This window comes from Klebsiella sp. BIGb0407, assembly GCF_024807845.1.
Taxonomy (GTDB): domain Bacteria; phylum Pseudomonadota; class Gammaproteobacteria; order Enterobacterales; family Enterobacteriaceae; genus JGM124.
The window spans coordinates 183082-200268 of the sequence record NZ_JANUEQ010000001.1; the positions used below are offsets into that span (position 1 = coordinate 183082).

At 48.7% G+C, this 17187-nt stretch carries 14 protein-coding genes; 5 read left to right on the plus strand and 9 right to left on the minus strand.

Features of this window, described 5'->3' with window-relative positions; translation table 11 throughout:
• Positions 1–7: 7 nt before the first annotated feature.
• The 5 genes from rsxD to M2387_RS00935 form a co-directional block, all read right to left on the minus strand.
• A complete protein-coding gene (rsxD, locus tag M2387_RS00915; RefSeq protein ID WP_259046610.1) occupies positions 8–1060 on the minus strand; it encodes an electron transport complex subunit RsxD in 1053 nt (350 codons plus the stop codon).
• Positions 1061–3535 (minus strand): electron transport complex subunit RsxC, encoded by a 2475-nt coding sequence (gene rsxC, locus M2387_RS00920; RefSeq protein WP_259046611.1) that lies wholly within the window; start codon positions 3533–3535, stop codon positions 1061–1063.
• The gene (gene rsxB / locus M2387_RS00925; RefSeq protein ID WP_259046612.1) at positions 3528–4103 is read right to left on the minus strand and encodes an electron transport complex subunit RsxB; all 576 of its coding nucleotides are present in this window, start codon (positions 4101–4103) and stop codon (positions 3528–3530) included. The genes rsxC and rsxB overlap by 8 nt, the downstream gene beginning before the upstream one ends.
• Positions 4103–4684 carry an electron transport complex subunit RsxA gene (gene rsxA, locus M2387_RS00930; protein ID WP_259046613.1) on the minus strand — a complete coding sequence of 194 codons (582 nt, stop codon included), beginning with the start codon at positions 4682–4684 and terminating at the stop codon, positions 4103–4105. Before rsxA ends, rsxB begins: the two co-directional genes overlap by 1 nt.
• A gap of 77 nt (positions 4685–4761) precedes the next feature.
• Positions 4762–5199 carry a DUF2569 domain-containing protein gene (locus tag M2387_RS00935; protein WP_259046614.1) on the minus strand — a complete coding sequence of 146 codons (438 nt, stop codon included), beginning with the start codon at positions 5197–5199 and terminating at the stop codon, positions 4762–4764.
• A gap of 208 nt (positions 5200–5407) precedes the next feature.
• Here M2387_RS00935 and M2387_RS00940 point away from each other — a divergent pair, with 208 nt between their 5' ends.
• Positions 5408–6076, plus strand: a complete 669-nt coding sequence (locus tag M2387_RS00940; protein WP_259046615.1) for an MmcQ/YjbR family DNA-binding protein — start codon at positions 5408–5410, stop codon at positions 6074–6076.
• Positions 6077–6139: 63 nt separating this feature from the next.
• Here the strand turns inward: M2387_RS00940 and add are convergent, their stop codons facing one another.
• The 3 genes from add to manA all read right to left on the minus strand — a co-directional run bounded on the left by add (position 6140) and on the right by manA (position 10440).
• Complete coding sequence (add, locus tag M2387_RS00945; protein WP_259046616.1) at positions 6140–7141, minus strand: adenosine deaminase; 1002 nt, start codon at positions 7139–7141, stop codon at positions 6140–6142.
• A gap of 276 nt (positions 7142–7417) precedes the next feature.
• Complete coding sequence (locus tag M2387_RS00950) at positions 7418–9118, minus strand: YdgA family protein (RefSeq protein WP_259046617.1); 1701 nt, start codon at positions 9116–9118, stop codon at positions 7418–7420.
• 146 nt (positions 9119–9264) lie between these two features.
• Positions 9265–10440, minus strand: a complete 1176-nt coding sequence (gene manA / locus M2387_RS00955) for a mannose-6-phosphate isomerase (RefSeq protein WP_259046618.1) — start codon at positions 10438–10440, stop codon at positions 9265–9267.
• 272 nt (positions 10441–10712) lie between these two features.
• Between manA and fumA the strand changes: the two genes are divergently transcribed.
• Entirely contained in the window at positions 10713–12359 is a 1647-nt protein-coding gene (gene fumA, locus M2387_RS00960; protein ID WP_259046619.1) for a class I fumarate hydratase FumA, read from the plus strand.
• Positions 12360–12416: 57 nt separating this feature from the next.
• The gene (gene fumC / locus M2387_RS00965) at positions 12417–13814 is read left to right on the plus strand and encodes a class II fumarate hydratase (protein ID WP_259046620.1); all 1398 of its coding nucleotides are present in this window, start codon (positions 12417–12419) and stop codon (positions 13812–13814) included.
• Between the two features lies 1 nt (position 13815).
• Here fumC and tus read toward each other — a convergent pair whose 3' ends face one another.
• Positions 13816–14745, minus strand: a complete 930-nt coding sequence (gene tus, locus M2387_RS00970; RefSeq protein ID WP_259046621.1) for a DNA replication terminus site-binding protein — start codon at positions 14743–14745, stop codon at positions 13816–13818.
• Between the two features lie 1072 nt (positions 14746–15817).
• Here tus and M2387_RS00975 point away from each other — a divergent pair.
• Positions 15818–16363, plus strand: coding sequence for a fimbrial protein (locus tag M2387_RS00975; RefSeq protein WP_259046622.1), 546 nt, complete (start codon positions 15818–15820; stop codon positions 16361–16363).
• A gap of 73 nt (positions 16364–16436) precedes the next feature.
• Entirely contained in the window at positions 16437–17138 is a 702-nt protein-coding gene (locus M2387_RS00980) for a fimbrial biogenesis chaperone (protein WP_409039395.1), read from the plus strand.
• Positions 17139–17187 lie beyond the last annotated feature (49 nt).

The window sequence follows — 17187 nt, forward strand, 5'->3', positions numbered from 1 at the left end:
GTCTTTCCTAACGATGACCATAGGGGCGTGGACGGGTGTAGTAGTCAATCAGCGGCACGGTAATATTACCGAGTAGCACGGCAAAGGCAACGCCGTCCGGATAGCCGCCGAAGGTCCTGATTAACCATACCAGCAGTCCCACCAGGGCCCCAAAAATTAAACGTCCACGATCGGTGGTTGATGCGGTCACCGGATCGGTGAGGATAAAAAATGCCCCCAGCATGGTTGCACCTGAAAAAAGCATGGTGAGCGGTGGCAGGTACTTATCCGGCGCAATCAGCCAGCTAAGGCTGGAGCAGAATACCAGAGTGGCAAGGAAGGCAACCGGCATATGCCAGCGGATAGTTCCGCGTGCGAGTAGAAAAATGCCGCCAGCCAGGTAAGCAAGATTTACCCATTGCCAGCCAACGCCGCCCAGAGCACCAGAAAATAACGGTAACTGCAGTAATGATTCAGCTGACTGCCCGGAGTGTAAACCCGTTTTAAAGGTATCCAGCGGTGTTGCCTGACTAATTCCATCAATGCCCAGGCGATATTCTTGCAGGGTCTGCCCGCTGCTTGTTATGCCGTGAAGGATCAGATTCAAACTATCAAGCGGGCCTGGTGCGACCGCTGCAAGGGTATGGGGTGGCAGCCAGGTGGTCATTTGTACCGGAAAGGCAATTAACAGTACTACATAGCCTATCATCGCTGGGTTGAAAGGATTATGCCCTAAACCACCATACAGCTGTTTAGCGATAATGATTGCAAAAACAGTTCCGAGAATAACCATCCACCAGGGTGCGATTGGCGGAATACTGATACCGAGTAACAGCCCGGTCAGCAATGCTGAATTATCATTGAGATAGGCACGTGGCGATTTTTTACGTAACTGCAATACCAGAGTTTCAGCCAGCAGGGCTGCTGCAATACCGAGCAGCACCTGAATCAGCGTTCCTGAGCCAAACCAGTACCACTGGGTCATGATACCCGGTACTGTAGCAAGGCAAACCAGCATCATAATACGTGAAGTATTACGCTGATTATGGGTGAACGGGGAGCTTGCGATTTTGAAAACCATTTATTCCTCTGGAGACATCTGAGCGGCTTTTCGTGCCTGAGCGCGTGCAATAGCCGCAGCCACTGCGGCTTTACGTGGGTCGACCGCTTCGGGGGTATTTTCTTCAGTATTTTTAGCCTGCTGTTGCTTACGGGCTTTAGCCCGAGCGATAGCGGCTTCAACCGCCGCTTTACGCGGGTCGACAGCCTCAACAGAAGCTTCTGCCTCAGCGGGTTCCGCCTGCTTTTGCTTGCGCGCTTTGGCGCGGGCGATAGCGGCTTCAACCGCCGCTTTACGCGGGTCGACAGCCTCAACAGGAGCTTCTGCCTCAGCGGGTTCCGCCTGCTGTTGCTTACGCGCCTTAGCCCGGGCGATAGCGGCTTCAACCGCCGCTTTACGCGGGTCGACAGCCTCAACAGAAGCTTCTGCCTCAGCGGGTTCCGCCTGCTTTTGCTTGCGCGCTTTGGCGCGGGCGATAGCGGCTTCAACCGCCGCTTTACGCGGGTCGACAGCCTCAACAGGAGCTTCTGCCTCAGCGGGTTCCGCCTGCTGTTGCTTACGCGCCTTAGCCCGGGCGATAGCGGCTTCAACCGCCGCTTTACGCGGGTCGACAGCCTCAACAGGAGCTTCTGCCTCAGCGGGTTCAGCTTGCTGTTGCTTACGCGCTTTAGCCCGGGCAATAGCGGCTTCAACCGCCGCTTTACGCGGGTCGACAGCCTCAACAGGAGCTTCTGCCTCAGCGGGTTCAGCCTGCTGTTGCTTACGGGCTTTAGCGCGAGCGATAGCGGCCTCAACCGCCGATTTGCGCGGATCGGCACCTTCCGTGGAGGGACTTGTTTCACTGGTTGCCATTTCGGCCAGGCGACTTTTCTCTGCCTGACGGGCGCGAGCTTGTGCCTTACGCGCCTCACGACTGGCAATCACGTCACTGTTATCCGGAACCGTACCCGGTTTGATAACAATAGCCGCGCCGCTCGAAAGCGATTTTGTGCTCTGCACCCGGGCCTGAGCAGCTTTAATGGCTGAACTATCCTGGCTGGTGGGCTGTACCGCGGCCGATTTATGTTTCTCCAGGCGTGCTGCTTTCTCACGTTCAAGGCGAGCCTGACGTGCTTCAAAACGCACTTTAGCCTCTGCCGTGCGTTTGGCTTCCAGCTCTATTTCGCGTATCTCTGCTTTTTCCTGACGGAAGTATTGAATCAGTGGAATATTGCTTGGACAAACCCAGGCACAGGCTCCGCATTCAATACAGTCAGACAAATTATAACTGGTGGCTTTATCATGCTGCTGACCCTTACTAAACCAGTATAACTGTTGTGGTAATAAATCAGCCGGACAGGCATCGGCGCAAGCACTGCATCGAATACAGCCTTGTTCTTCTTGGGGTGGAGCCATTTCCTGAACAGAAGGAGCCAGTAAGCAGTTGGTGATTTTCACCACCGGTACATCTAAAGCCGGGAGCGTGAAGCCCATTAACGGGCCACCCATAATGACTTTTTGTTCAGCGCTTGGGTGGAATTGAGCAAACGCCATTAAATGCGCAACCGGAGTGCCTAAACGCGCCCAGACGTTGCCGGGCTGTCGTACCGACTCACCGGTTAATGTCACAACACGTTCAGTTAAGGGTTCACCATCAATTATCGCCCGTTTAATCGCATAGGCAGTACCGACGTTTTGCATCAGAATGCCGATATCTGAAGAACGCCCGCCGTGGGGAACCTGTTTACCGGTCAAAATCTGTGTCAGCTGTTTTGCGCCACCGGAAGGATATTTGGTGGGGATCACCCGCAGTTGGATATCATCACAGCCAGTCAGCACCGCGCGAAGCATCGAAATGGCCTGCGGTTTATTATCTTCAATGCCTATCAGCGTTTTTTGTGGCTGAAGAATACAGGCCAGAATACGAATACCTTCGACAATTTGTGCGGCGCAATCCTGCATTAATCGGTCATCGGCCGTTATGTAGGGTTCGCATTCTGCAGCATTAATTATCAGAGTATTAATGCTATCGCCGCCGCCACGCAGTTTAGTGGCCGTCGGAAAACCTGCACCACCAAGACCTGCCACACCAAACTGGTGAATACGTTCAATCAGTTCGGCACGAGGACGCGCGGTATAGTCACTCCAGCCATCGCGTTCAAACCAGCGATCCTCACCATCGGCCGTCAGAATGACACTGGGTTCAGTCAGGCCTGATGGATGGGCGGTAATATGAGGCGCAATCGCGCTAATAGTGCCTGACGTAGGGGCGTGTACGGGCAGCATACGCCCCCAGCCACGGGTCAGAGGTTGCCCACGCAGTACATGATCGCCTACCTTCACGCACAGCTCACCCTCATCGCCAATATGTTGTTTCAGCGGGATGATTAACTGTGGGGGTAACGGAACCTGACGAAGTGGTGTGCCGCTGGACTGTGTTTTCATCTCCGGGGGATGAATACCGCCGTCAAAATCCCAGACTCTGTTTTGGTTAAAACGTTTTAGAAAGCTAAACATGATGATCCACCGGAATATTTCGCACCGGAATACTGTTTAAATCCCACTTCCACGTTGCAGTGGTAGTTGCGACAGGGCGTAAATCGATACAGCGAGTCGGGCAGGGGTCAACGCAAAGATTACATCCGGTGCATAAATCACTGATAACGGTATGTACTGCGCGAGTCGAACCAATAATGGCATCAACCGGACAAGCCTGAATACATTTGGTACAACCGATACAGTTGGCTTCGTCAATGATAGCCAGCATTCGCACCGGCTCGGCCTGGTTATCACCGTCTATCGGCTGAGGGTCGACATTGAGTAGGGTGGCGATTTTAAGCATGACGGCTTCGCCGCCCGGTGCGCACAGATTAATCCTGGCACCCTGATTACCGACTGCTTCAGCATAAGGGCGACAGCCAGGATAGCCGCATTGCGCACACTGACTTTGCGGCAGAATTTCTTCAATACGCTCAACTATCGGATCTTCGGTAACGGAAAATTTACGCGATGCATAGCCCAGAATGAGGCCAAAGATTAACGCCAGCAAGGTGAGGGCGATAATCGCAATCCACAGGGTACTCATCAGAACTTCACCAGTCCGCTGAAACCAAGGAACGCCAGAGACATCAGACCTGCGGTAATCAATGCAATCGCATTACCTTTGAAGGGCGCGGGAATATCCGCCACCACCAGACGTTCGCGCATAGCGGCAAACAGTACCATAACAAATGAAAACCCGACTGCAGCAGAAAATCCATACAGCGCTGACTGCAAGAAATTATGGTTCAGGTTGACGTTGAGTAATGCCACACCTAATACCGCACAGTTGGTGGTGATCAACGGCAAAAAGATCCCTAACAGGCGATAAAGCGCCGGGCTGGTCTTACGTACCACCATTTCGGTAAATTGCACAACAACGGCAATAACCAGGATAAATGACAGTGTACGTAAATATCCTACATCCAGCGGAATAAGGATCAGCTCATTGATTATCCATGAAAAAATAGACCCGATCGTCATAACGAAGGTGGTAGCGAGTCCCATTCCGATGGCACTTTCAAGCTTTTTGGACACGCCCATAAAAGGGCACAGGCCAAGAAACTTCACCAACACGAAGTTATTGACCAAAATAGTACCCACAAAAAGCAGCAAGTAATCTGACATGATTCGACCTAAAACGAAAAAAGCTGCCTATTATTGACTAATCAACTAATGGCAGCAACAGGATGACTGTAGGGTTATTACGGATTAATAAAGGTTTCTTTAACCCGTTTTGACCGTTTTAAATAAGGCACTGCCAGTGCTGCGGCCAGTAATGGGAACATCAGCTGACGTAAGGCGACACTGTCGGTGACCGGCGACAAGGCAAAAGCCTTAATAGCCAGAATCAGAGAAAGCATTAACCACAGAATATAGTGACGAACGACGGTCTGACGGCGTTTAAAAAAGGCAATGGTTAACCACAGGGTATAGCACCACATGGCCAGTGCGCAGGCAACGGAAAAATACCACAGAAACAACATATTCGAGCCCTGATCCGCCATCATCTGATGGGTATTCGGCGCGAGTAGCATCATCACGTAAATCGCCACGGCGAGAGAGCTACTGATCAGCGACATTAAGAGCCAGGCTAAAGGAACAAGGAGCCAGCCTGCGATACGTGGAGGTTTAACTGTCATGAAAATTCCCGAACCACCTGATAGTATTTAAGCGGGTGATTATAAGTGTTTTTACTTCGAATGCTACCGTGACACCTGCCATAAAGCTATTCTGGCGGGAGTGTATTACGCTGAACGTTAAAAAAAGCACTATCTGATAAATTATTATCAGAGCTTTGTTCTTAGGATCAGGATGAAGAGTCGATAAGGTCACGATCGGGTTATTAATATGCTTACTAACGATATAAGTCTGGAGCATTATCAGCTTGATGTGAAAAAACTTCAGGCGTATGGCTTCGAAAAAAGAGAAAACAGCTATATTTGTAACCGCACGCTTAAGGTGCCGTCGTTTAGATTACAGCTCGAGGTTACACCAAATAATAGGTTAAAGACTCAGATAACTGATGTGGATGTAAGCGCGGTCTATATGCTGCATTTGAATGCGGCGACCCAGGGGGAGTTTGTCGGCAAAATTCGTCAGGAATATAGCGAAATAGTCAGCGATATTCTGGCGAACTGTTTCACTGGCATTGTCTTCACCGCACAGCAGTCTCTGAATGTCATTCAATTTATTAAACAGAAATATGATGTTGAGCTTGAATACCTGTGGGCTAAATTTCCCCGCAACGCCATCGCTCGTTGTAAAGATAACAACAAATGGTTTGCGGCCTTGTTAACGGTGGAAAAAAGTAAACTGGGTCTGCCCGGCCAGGGAATTATAGAGGTGCTGGACTTAAAGATGCGTCCGGAAGAGAAAGACAGCCTGATTGATAATCAGCGTTATTTCCCGGGCTACCATATGAACAAAAATCACTGGTTCACTATTTGTCTTGATGGGCGAGTGAAAGATGAAGAGATCTTTAGCAAAATAATCGCCAGTTACAAGCTTGCAAAATAAAACCAGAACGGATAAATGACAACCTGATACGGTGTCTCTCGCTGAGACACCGTATCAGTGAGACTAACTGGCGCGAACGGTATCGATGATCGCTTGTTTTTCTGCCGGCGTTAAAAAGGCAATTTCCAGCCCATTTTGCTGCGCGGTACGAATCTGTTCTGCGCTCAGGCCTGCAGCAGGTGCAGCGAACTGATACTCATGAATAATGTCTATCCCTTGTACTGCAGGATCGTCGGTATTAATGGTTGCCAGAATGCCGTGATTTAAAAAGGTGGCCAGCGGGTGTTTATCCAGTGAAGCGACGGTACTGGTTTGAATATTAGACGTCAGGCAAGACTCAACGCCAATCCGGTGTTCGGCAAGGTAATCCATTAAGGCCGGATCCTCTACCGCTTTGACGCCGTGACCGATGCGTTCAGCACCCAGTTCACGAATTGCCTGCCAGATACTTTCCGGACCTGCTGCTTCGCCAGCATGCACCGTGATACGCCAGCCAGCATCGCGGGCGCGGGTGAAGTGTTCACGGAATAAATGGCCAGGGAAGCCCAGCTCGTCTCCGGCCAGATCGAGGGCGGTAATATGGCTCCTGTGTGCCAGCAGAGCATTCAGTTCTGCTTCACAAGCCGCTTCACCAAAGGTACGGCTCATAATCCCGATAAGGCGCGCCTGAACGCCAAAATCACGACAACCCTGAGTAACTCCCTCAATTATCGCTTCGACGACGCCGGCTACTGGCAAATTATGGCTCATTGCCATATAACCCGGAGAAAAGCGTAATTCAACATAATGCAGGCCATTACGTGCTGCATCCTCAATGTTTTCCCAGGCCACACGTCGGCAGGCTTCCAGGGAACCCAGAACTTTCACCCCCCAGTCGAGTTTTTGCAGAAAACTGACCAAGTCTGGCGCAGTTTCGACTACCTGAACGTGCGGACGCAAGCTTTCCAGCGTGGTGGCAGGTAAAGCAAGATTAAATTCGCGACCAAGCTCAAGAATGGTTTGCGCCCGGATATTGCCATCAAGGTGGCGATGGAGGTCGGTTAACGGCAGGCTGGTATCAAGCATAGTGCACTCATTTATTGAAGGAAGTGCGGCCTAGTATAAAAACAAATGCGTATAAATTGCTACGAAACAAATGCTGTTGCGCAACAATAAATCGTGGGTCACAGACTTACCATTAACTGGGTGCTTTTTTTGTACAATTAGTGGTGTATTTATCGTCGAAAGATAAAAAAGCCCCCCTCCAGGCATGCATCCCGGAGGGGGGCTGATAAGCTTAACGAACTAAAAGTACGGTGTGACTGACAGCGATCGTCACCACCCGTAACAGACAGTCACGGCTTATTGCTGTGGAACGGCTTCTGCTTCTGGCTCGGTATTTGGAACAATAATCGCCGGTGCTGGCGCTTCTGCATCCTGTTCTGCCTGCGCATCCGCGTCAGGTACTAACAGCTCTGGTTCAGGGATAGCCGGCGCTTCTGGTTCTTCTTCACTGCTTAAACCTAACGGCAGTGCACCGAACAAATCGCTCAGTGGTACAGGTTCGCCGTTCAGAGCCGCTTTGTCGTCTGCAAAGGTCAGCGTCGCGGTGATGTTGTTATCTTCCACTTTGGTGATATGGAACATTTGTCCCATTGCGGCCAGCCCTTTGACTTGCTCAACGGCGGCTTTCTCTGCCTCTTCAGGCGTAGCGCCTTCCAATTGCCCAACCTGGCTTACCAGCTGAGTTGCCATATCCATAGGGACGACCAGACGCGTATCCAGTGAGGATAAATATCTGCCCAACATCGCTTCCGCAGTCTGTGGCGCGACATCAGTTTGCTGTGGATCTTTCAGGGTCAGCGACAGATTAAATGTGGCTTCTCCTTTGCTATTCTTCCAGCTCAGAGGCGCGATGCTCAGGCTTGGATTACCTTTTAACAGCTGTGGGAAGCTGGCAACCAGGGCCTCGACCATTTTCTCACTGTACAGATCGGGTTCTTGCATAACCTCTGGATCTGCCAGCAGTTTCTGAGATTCCTGCGCATAGACTTTACTCACTGCGCCCAGAGCTTCTGCATCCAGGTTGTTGACCTTCATGGTCAGTTTACCGCTACCGAAGTCCTGTCCCTGAGCTTTTAAAGCGTCCAGGGTGTAATCGGCTTGCAGAGAAACGTTCTTTTTATCTGCCTGTAACTCGGTGGTGCCCGTCAGCATCAGACCGTTTAATGCCGCAGTCTCTTTACCGTCAACGCTCAGTGTCAGGCCCTGTAAGCCCACTTTCTGCGTGCCCACACGGAGATCCGCTACCGTCAGCTGTGAGTCACTTGCCAGGCTGATGCCGTTGAAGTTAACCTGAACAGGCTGACCGATTTCACTGATTGTATTGATGCTACCGCTAGCAGCATTCAACTCAAATTTAACCTTATCGCCTTTTGCATCAGCATCAGCCGTTATTGTGCTGCCGCTAAAGACAAAGTGGTTTTTATCTTTGGTGTAGTCGATTGGGATCAGGTTGATAACCGAAGAGGTTGCACCATCAAATGCTATTTGAGTAACGGCATTAATCAGTGATTTATCTTTGGTGACATCAAACAGGGGCTGAGTGGTGCTGTTTTTCGCTAACTCAGACTGAACAGAAGCCATTGCTGGCATAAAACTAAGATGCTTCAGACCTGGCAGTGGACCGTGGGTAATGTTTTCATTAAATACGATAGTTTCGCCCGCAGGTAGCAACGGATTTTTGGTATCAGAGGCATTTTTTAAAACTAACTGCATCTGGCTATCAAATACGCCACGCTGGTAATTTTCGTAGCTAATGACAATCCCTGCCTCCGGGAGAGATTTGGTTAACTCGCTATTGGCCTGTTGCACCAACTGAGCCATACGGCCTTCAAGTTGTTTACCGATATACCAGGATGATCCCGTCCATACCACGCCCAATGCGACAATAACACCTACCGCAACCAGAGATTTTTTCATTGTATTGAGTTCCATATTGAGAATACCGGTAATCACCTCTACCGGATGAGTAAACACGCCTGCTGACAGACGTTCAGACAACTTATCAGGCGGAAAATCGTGCCTTTCCCTGCCTGGCGATTAAAATTACTTCAGTTGCAGCACTAAGCCGCCCCTGATTTTCAGCCTCGCAGGCGACTTAAATTATAAGCCGAAAAACAGTTTAGCAAACCAAAGAAAACCCGCTGCTAAATTTTATTGTATACCCGTGCCAGACGGCCACTTCCGCTGACGCTGACGGTAGCATCGTTAGCGGCAATAAATGCCGACTCACCGGCCTTCAGAACTAACGTTTCTTGAGTATCGGCCAGCGTAGCTTCACCTTCAATACAAAAGACAATCGCAGCACTGTTCTGCGTTAACGGTGTAGCCCTATCCTGCAAGGTATGAATAGAGAACGCAAAATCCTCAACAGGGATCGGGAAATCCAGTCTGTTATCAACTTGCTCAGGCTGCATCAGCAGCTGGCTTGCTGGCTTGGCAACAAACTTTACATTAGCAATAAGTTCAGGAATATCAATATATTTCGGTGTCAGACCGGCTCGTAATACGTTATCCGAGTTGGCCATAACCTCAAGGGCTACACCATCCAGATAAGCATGCGGTGTTTCTGCGAACAGGAACATCGCTTCGCCAGGTGCCAGTTTGACTACATTCAACAATAGCGGTGAGAACAGACCACTGTCATTAGGATAAAACTCACTAATTGCCCGCAGGGTATCCCAGGGTTCACCGCGCTGGTGATTGAGTGCTGATTTGAGTACTGCTAAAGCGCGAAATTTTTGGTCACCCTCTAATGCAAGCAAACTGGCGAACAGTTGCGAAAGCTGGGTTTCATCCGGTTGTTGCAGGAAACGGTTTATAGAACTATGTGCGGCAGATACTGGCTGTAATAGGGTAATAATCTCCGAAAATTCACGAAAACCATTCATCGCCAGGAAAGGTGTCAGAGCATAAACCAGCTCAGGTTTATGATTCGCATCTTTGTAGTTACGCTCAGCCGCATCCAAAGGAATACCGGCGGCATTTTCTTTCGCGAAGCCTTCAACAGCTGCTTGTTTGCTGGGATGTACCTGAATAGACAGGGGCTGTGCGGCACACAGCACTTTAAACAGAAATGGCAGTTCGCCAAAGCGTTCCGCAACTGACTCACCTAAAAGAGCCGTTTTGTTTTCATCAATCACTTCGCGCAGCGACCGTTCGCCGCCTTCAGGGGCAACTAACGATGAGCTACTTTTGGGATGCGCACCCATCCACAATTCTGCCATCGTTTTATTTTCAGGATTAGGGTAACCATACAGTGATGTTAAGGCAGTCTGGCTGCCCCAGGCATAATATTGAATAGAATTGCGCAGTTTTTGCATGATCGCTCCATGAATAATGTGTTGATATACCCGTCATACTGCAAGAGCCTCGGAAGTGGAAACCCGTTTCTGGAAGCAAGTTGAAATATTTAGGTAAGATATCGCTATTAAACCAATAAATCGCCGAGAAGTAACCCAGGCAATAAAAAGTCGTATTAGTCTCAGTTTTTGTTAAAAAATTGTGTAGCATATTACGGCTTGTTTTGAACGCAGCTTCCTAGACTGTGGTGAACAATAATTTTAACGTTACTGTTGTCGTAAGTGAGAGAACAATGTCGAATAAAGCCTTTCATTACCAAGACCCATTCCCACTCCAGAAAGAGAAAACCGAATACTACCTGCTTACCAGTGATTATGTATCGGTAGCTGATTTTGATGGCAACGAAGTTCTGAAAGTTGACCCTCAAGCACTGACCTTACTGGCTAAGCATGCCTTTCATGATGCCTCTTTTATGTTACGCCCCGCGCATCAGCAGCAGGTTGCCGATATTCTGAACGATCCACAAGCCAGTGAAAACGACAAATATGTCGCTCTGCAATTCCTGCGTAACTCAGAAATCGCCGCCAAAGGTATTCTGCCAACCTGCCAGGACACCGGTACCGCCATCATTATGGGCAAAAAAGGACAGCGTGTCTGGACTGGCGGAGGCGATGAAGCCGCGCTGTCATTAGGGGTGTACAACACCTTTATCGAAGACAACCTGCGCTATTCCCAGAATGCGGCACTGGATATGTACAAAGAGGTCAATACGGGCACTAATCTGCCAGCACAAATTGATCTCTACAGTGTCGATGGCGACGAGTATAAATTCCTTTGCATCGCTAAGGGCGGCGGTTCTGCCAATAAAACCTATTTGTATCAGGAAACGAAAGCCCTGCTTTCGCCGGGTAAACTGAAAAATTACCTGGTGGATAAAATGCGTAGCCTCGGGACTGCGGCTTGTCCGCCGTATCACGTGGCATTTGTCATTGGCGGGACTTCGGCTGAAGCGACCCTGAAAACAGTTAAACTGGCTTCGACCAAGTATTACGACGAATTACCGACTTCCGGTAATGAGCATGGCCGCGCATTCCGCGATATCGAGCTTGAGCAAGAGCTACTCATCGAGGCACAGAACCTTGGCTTAGGCGCGCAGTTTGGCGGGAAATATTTTGCGCATGATGTTCGCGTTATTCGTCTGCCACGTCATGGGGCATCTTGTCCGGTGGGGATGGGCGTTTCTTGTTCCGCCGATCGTAATATCAAAGCCAAAATTAACAAACAGGGCGTGTGGATCGAAAAACTGGAAAATAATCCGGGGAAATATATTCCTGAGTCATTACGTCAGGCCGGTGAGGGTGAGGCGGTCAAAGTTAACCTGAACCGTCCGATGTCAGAAATTCTGGCGCAGCTCTCTTCTTATCCTGTTTCAACCCGTCTTTCATTGAGCGGCACCATTATTGTGGCGCGAGACATTGCTCATGCGAAGCTGAAAGAGCGTATCGATAACGGCGAAGGGTTGCCGCAGTATGTCAAAGATCACCCTATCTATTATGCCGGCCCGGCAAAAACGCCAGAGGGTTATGCATCAGGATCGCTTGGCCCGACAACGGCCGGGCGTATGGATTCCTATGTTGATGCCTTACAAGCCCATGGTGGCAGTAAAGTGATGCTGGCCAAGGGTAATCGTAGCCAGCAAGTGACCGATGCCTGCCACAAACACGGCGGTTTCTACCTCGGAAGTATTGGTGGTCCTGCAGCAGTCCTGGCACAGAACAGCATTAAAAGTCTTGAATGTATTGAGTACCCTGAATTAGGGATGGAAGCTATCTGGAAGATTAAAGTTGAAGATTTCCCAGCCTTTATCCTCGTGGATGATAAAGGGAATGACTTCTTCCAGCAGATTCAGTCCTCTCAGTGTGCTCAATGCGTTAAGTAATCTACGAACCGCCCGGCAAATTTGTGGGCGGTTTTTTTTATCGCGTGAGGAGAAAACATGACATCCAGTCGCAGTGAAAAAGACTCAATGGGCCCCATCGATGTACCGGCGGATAAATTATGGGGAGCACAAACTCAGCGCTCTCTTGAACATTTCCGTATCTCAACCGAAAAAATGCCAGTCGCGCTTATTCAGGCGCTCGCTCTGACTAAACGGGCAGCAGCTCAAGTCAACGCCGACTTAGGTCTGCTGCCAGCAGAAAAAGCCAGGGTGATTATTCAGGCGGCAGATGAAGTGTTGGCGGGTAAGCATCCGGATGAGTTTCCACTGGCGGTCTGGCAGACAGGATCCGGCACCCAGAGCAACATGAATATGAATGAAGTCCTGGCGAACCGGGCCAGTGAATTACTGGGAGGCGAGCGCGGAATGGCGCGTTTGGTTCATCCCAATGATGATGTAAATAAAAGCCAGAGCTCGAATGATGTTTTTCCGACCGCGATGCATGTTGCTGCTGTGATTGCGATTCGTGAACAGTTACTGCCGCAACTGGGCGAGTTAACCGCAACCCTGAGTGAGAAAGCACAGCAGTTCCAGGATATTGTCAAAATTGGCCGTACGCACCTCCAGGATGCGACGCCGCTGACCTTAGGACAGGAAATTTCTGGCTGGGTAGCGATGCTGGAGCATAATCTACGTCATATTGAGCACAGTTTGCCGCATCTCAGTGAGCTGGCCCTCGGCGGAACGGCAGTGGGGACCGGGCTTAATACCCATCCTGAATATGCGGTGCGTGTTGCCCGCGAACTGGCTGAGATTACTGAACAGTCGTTTATTACCGCACCGAATAAATTTGAAGCGCTGGGTACCTGTGATGCGCTGGTGCACAGCCATGGTGCCTTGAAAGGGCTGGCCGCATCCCTGATGAAAATTGCCAATGACGTGCGCTGGCTGGCCTCTGGCCCGCGTTGCGGGATCGGCGAAATTTCGATTCCGGAAAATGAGCCGGGCAGCTCTATTATGCCGGGCAAGGTTAACCCGACCCAGTGTGAAGCCCTGACGATGCTCTGCTGCCAGGTGATGGGGAATGATGTCGCGGTCAATATCGGCGGCGCGTCCGGTAACTTTGAGCTGAACGTTTTCCGACCGATGGTTATCCATAATGTTTTACAGTCTGTCCGCCTGCTGGCCGATGGTATGGATAGCTTTAATCACCATTGCGCTATCGGCATTGAGCCTAATCGGGAGCGTATCAGCCAGCTACTCAATGAGTCATTAATGCTGGTGACCGCCCTCAATACGCATATTGGCTATGATAAAGCGGCTGAAATTGCCAAAAAAGCCCATAAAGAGGGGCTGACCCTGAAAGAGGCTGCCCTGAAACTGGGCTATCTGACTGACCGCGAATTCGATGCCTGGGTTCGCCCTGAACAGATGGTTGGCAGCCTGCCTTCTTAACTTACGGCTGATAGTAGAGGTGCAGTCGCGGGATAATTAACGCCAGCGGCTGCGCATCGGGCTTATAGCGATACTGAATATTGTCCGCATCATAATTCGTCAGTTCGCCAATTTGGGGGAGTCCTTCTCCCTGTTCGCGCTGACACAAGATTAACAGCGGGGAAGGGCAGGCATACTGCACCTGCTTCTGTATCTTCTGGTACCAGACTCGAGCCACGGGCTGCACTTTTACCGGTCGTTTAATTTTCAGAACGGTATTTTCAGGTAGCCGCGCAATATCGTTGATTTCCTGGGTCAAACGCTCCGCCCACTGTTCTTTGGTCCAGGGCGGCACGGCACGGCAGGTTTTCAAACTCTTATGCAAACTCTCCAGCACCTGCTCCCGGGTCAGATTTTTAATCACCTGCTTATTCGCCCAGCCAAACCGCACCGTGTCGGGGGTTTCAAGCAGGGTAAGGGTACGATAAGCGTTCAGCGTAATCAGACCCGGAATATAGCGATGTACCCACTCAAAACGCTGAGCGGAAGCCAGCCCGGAATCAACGGTGATGATTTCTTCCAGTGTTTTTTTCAGCATATTGATCTCAGTAATCTGCTGGCTCAACTGTTGATGCTGTTTTTTAGTGACGTTGTAACAAATCACGCCTGGCAGACGAACCGCCGTTTTGCTGCTGATATTCTCTGACTGCTGCTGAATAAACAGATGAGTTAAATGTGCCTGGCTCATCCTGTGGGCTTCCTGACCGATATGCTGGGTCACCGTAATCTGCGAGACAGGGTCATGTTCCTTGCCCTTTGGTGTCTGAGGCAGTGAAAAAACCCGGCAAGCCAGCACCGGCACCCGCTCAAGCTCATCGCGAAACTGTATCAGAGCATGTTCAAGTGTGCGAAAGGTGGAGGTCATTCGTTCAACCAGATCATAGCTTGCCATTATTACCTCACCATAGTTACAACATACTATTCAGTTTTACCATAATGAGGAATTCTCGACAATAATATATCTGTGATGTGTAAATGAGCATTTGCATATTTTATAGATAGCTTTCAGAAATTACGCATTTAATGAATGAATATTCCTATATTATATCTGCTTAACCAACGTAATGTGATGCGGGAAAAATATAAAATGGACGTGCGTATTGTTTAAATCTACCCCGGTAAGCAACTTGTGAAAACGAGGAATAAAATATTCCTTTAAAAAGTGGGTTCACTGTTTATTCGTTGTTGGTGAGATATTATTTAAAAATAGCGGCATAAGAACGTCATCTTGCAGACGGAGTTTCTCCGCGTGTTTAATGGAGGAATATTCTTATCTTATACTTTATTGAGCGATGCAATACTATGCTAATAAAGCAGAAATGGCTTTACTTATTTTTTTAATATATCTATACGGACAATTTATGTCTGCATAGAATAAATTATTCTTATTAAAAATAGATTTATCATTTTATTCATCATCGGTTATGCGTTATTTAAAAGGTAGTGGCATAAAATAGTCTTTATATAGGCGAAACTTCTCCGTGAGTTTAGTTGGCGAATATTCCTATATAATCTCCGCTTGGTCAATATAATGTGATCTATCTGAAATTATGCCCAGCTTTTGTTTGTTTTTTTAAAAATTTACCCTTATTATCCAGCCATGAAAATAACAAGGTGCCTTTGCCATTTTTGCTTGAGTAATATGATGTTATCAGTATTGGGTAAGGTTGGGATTTAGTTTTCACTTATTAAACCTGTGTCTGTAAATATTTTATTAACATAAATAATAAACACTCTGCTGAACGGTGGATTCATCATGGTATTTATTTTTTATGGGGTGGTAGTCGTTGGTATAAAATTACAAAATGTAAGCAATTAACCTTAAATTATCGTTATATATAACGCATTTGTGTCTGTACTACACAGCAAATACATCCATCTATAAGGATGTTAAATACGCCATTTTAATTGAGATTCGAATGGCTTAATGAAAGTTAGTTACCTAAGAATAAACAGGAAAAAATATGAAAAAATTAGCCCTCGTAGTTTCTCTGGCAGCAGTATTTGGATCTGTCAATCTGGCACAAGCTGCTGGTACTGGTACCATCACCTTTAATGGTGAACTGACCGCGAGTACTTGTGACGTCACCATCGATGGACAGGGTGCAGATGCGACCGTTGTACTTCCAACTCAAAGCACAAGCCTGCTGGATGCAGCGACTAAAACTGCCGGTGAAACGGGGTTTGTAATGGCGCTCAACAATTGCACAGGCACCCTGCAAACCGCTTCTGCCTTCTTTGACTCAGGTAGTTCTGTTGAGGCAGTGACTGGCCGTCTGAAAAACATTTCAGGTAGTGCTACTAATGTTAGCCTTCAATTAATTGATGGTTCCAGCCCTTCTCGCGCGGTGATTCAGGCCGGTAACCAAAACCAAACTTCCGGGACCAGCTATGTAGATGTAAGCAGTGGTAGCGCTAACTTGCCTTATGCTGTGCGTTACTATGCGGAGGGCGTAACCGGTCCAGGTACTGTTGTCAGTAATGTGGTCTACTCCATCCAGTACCAATAATATCCTGACTGCCAGCAGTACAATCTCAGGGGGGGAGAAAGTCCCCCTTTAATTAACAGCATCAGGAGAGTCTATGAAGTTCTTACCCATGCCAGTGGTTAGCTTAGGTGTAGTAGCGGTGCTGAGTATGTTTAGTGCTGGCTCGATAGCAAGCTCTGTGATCAGTGGAACGCGTGTAATCTATCCATCTGATAGTAAAGAAGTGAGTATCAAAATCACCAATAACGGCACTGCTCCGGTGCTCATTCAAAGTTGGATCGACGATGGCGACCAGGATGCTCGTCCATCGACTATCAAAGTCCCCTTTGTTCTGACGCCACCCATAAACCGTGTCGACGCGGGTAAAGGTCAGACATTACGTATAAGCTACATCGGCACCGCCTTGCCTATGGATAAAGAGTCCGTTTACTGGCTGAATGTGCTGGAAGTGCCGGGTAAAAACCCAGCGAAATCAGCAGAGAACACTCTTCAAATGGCCTTTCGCAGCCGCATAAAGCTATTTTATCGTCCGGCTAATCTACAAGGGACCGCGAATGATGCGCCGAAATCCGTCATTTGGCAGGCGAAAGGTAATAGCCTGGAAGCCACTAATCCCACACCCTATTTTGTTAACTTTGTCAATCTAACGGTAAGTGGAAAGAAAATTGATGCAGCAATGCTAGCTCCACGCAGCTCAATGAAAGTGAATTTGCCCGGTAAAGTCGGAAATAAAATTAGTGGCGTTTTCGTTAATGACTATGGTGCCGTTAATGCCTATACCGCTGACATTAAATAACCGGATAATCCGGTCCGCTGATTAAACTATTTCATATTTTAATCATTGT

Bases quoted from the DNA above. Each gene is read 5' to 3' on its own strand.
- rsxD (WP_259046610.1), bottom strand. From the start codon at position 1,060: ATGGTTTTCAAAATCGCAAGCTCCCCGTTCACCCATAATCAGCGTAAT.
- rsxC (WP_259046611.1), bottom strand. From the start codon at position 3,535: ATGTTTAGCTTTCTAAAACGTTTTAACCAAAACAGAGTCTGGGATTTT.
- rsxB (WP_259046612.1), bottom strand. From the start codon at position 4,103: ATGAGTACCCTGTGGATTGCGATTATCGCCCTCACCTTGCTGGCGTTA.
- rsxA (WP_259046613.1), bottom strand. From the start codon at position 4,684: ATGTCAGATTACTTGCTGCTTTTTGTGGGTACTATTTTGGTCAATAAC.
- M2387_RS00935 (WP_259046614.1), bottom strand. From the start codon at position 5,199: ATGACAGTTAAACCTCCACGTATCGCAGGCTGGCTCCTTGTTCCTTTA.
- M2387_RS00940 (WP_259046615.1), top strand. From the start codon at position 5,408: ATGCTTACTAACGATATAAGTCTGGAGCATTATCAGCTTGATGTGAAA.
- add (WP_259046616.1), bottom strand. From the start codon at position 7,141: ATGCTTGATACCAGCCTGCCGTTAACCGACCTCCATCGCCACCTTGAT.
- manA (WP_259046618.1), bottom strand. From the start codon at position 10,440: ATGCAAAAACTGCGCAATTCTATTCAATATTATGCCTGGGGCAGCCAG.
- fumA (WP_259046619.1), top strand. From the start codon at position 10,713: ATGTCGAATAAAGCCTTTCATTACCAAGACCCATTCCCACTCCAGAAA.
- fumC (WP_259046620.1), top strand. From the start codon at position 12,417: ATGACATCCAGTCGCAGTGAAAAAGACTCAATGGGCCCCATCGATGTA.
- tus (WP_259046621.1), bottom strand. From the start codon at position 14,745: ATGGCAAGCTATGATCTGGTTGAACGAATGACCTCCACCTTTCGCACA.
- M2387_RS00975 (WP_259046622.1), top strand. From the start codon at position 15,818: ATGAAAAAATTAGCCCTCGTAGTTTCTCTGGCAGCAGTATTTGGATCT.
- M2387_RS00980 (WP_409039395.1), top strand. From the start codon at position 16,437: ATGAAGTTCTTACCCATGCCAGTGGTTAGCTTAGGTGTAGTAGCGGTG.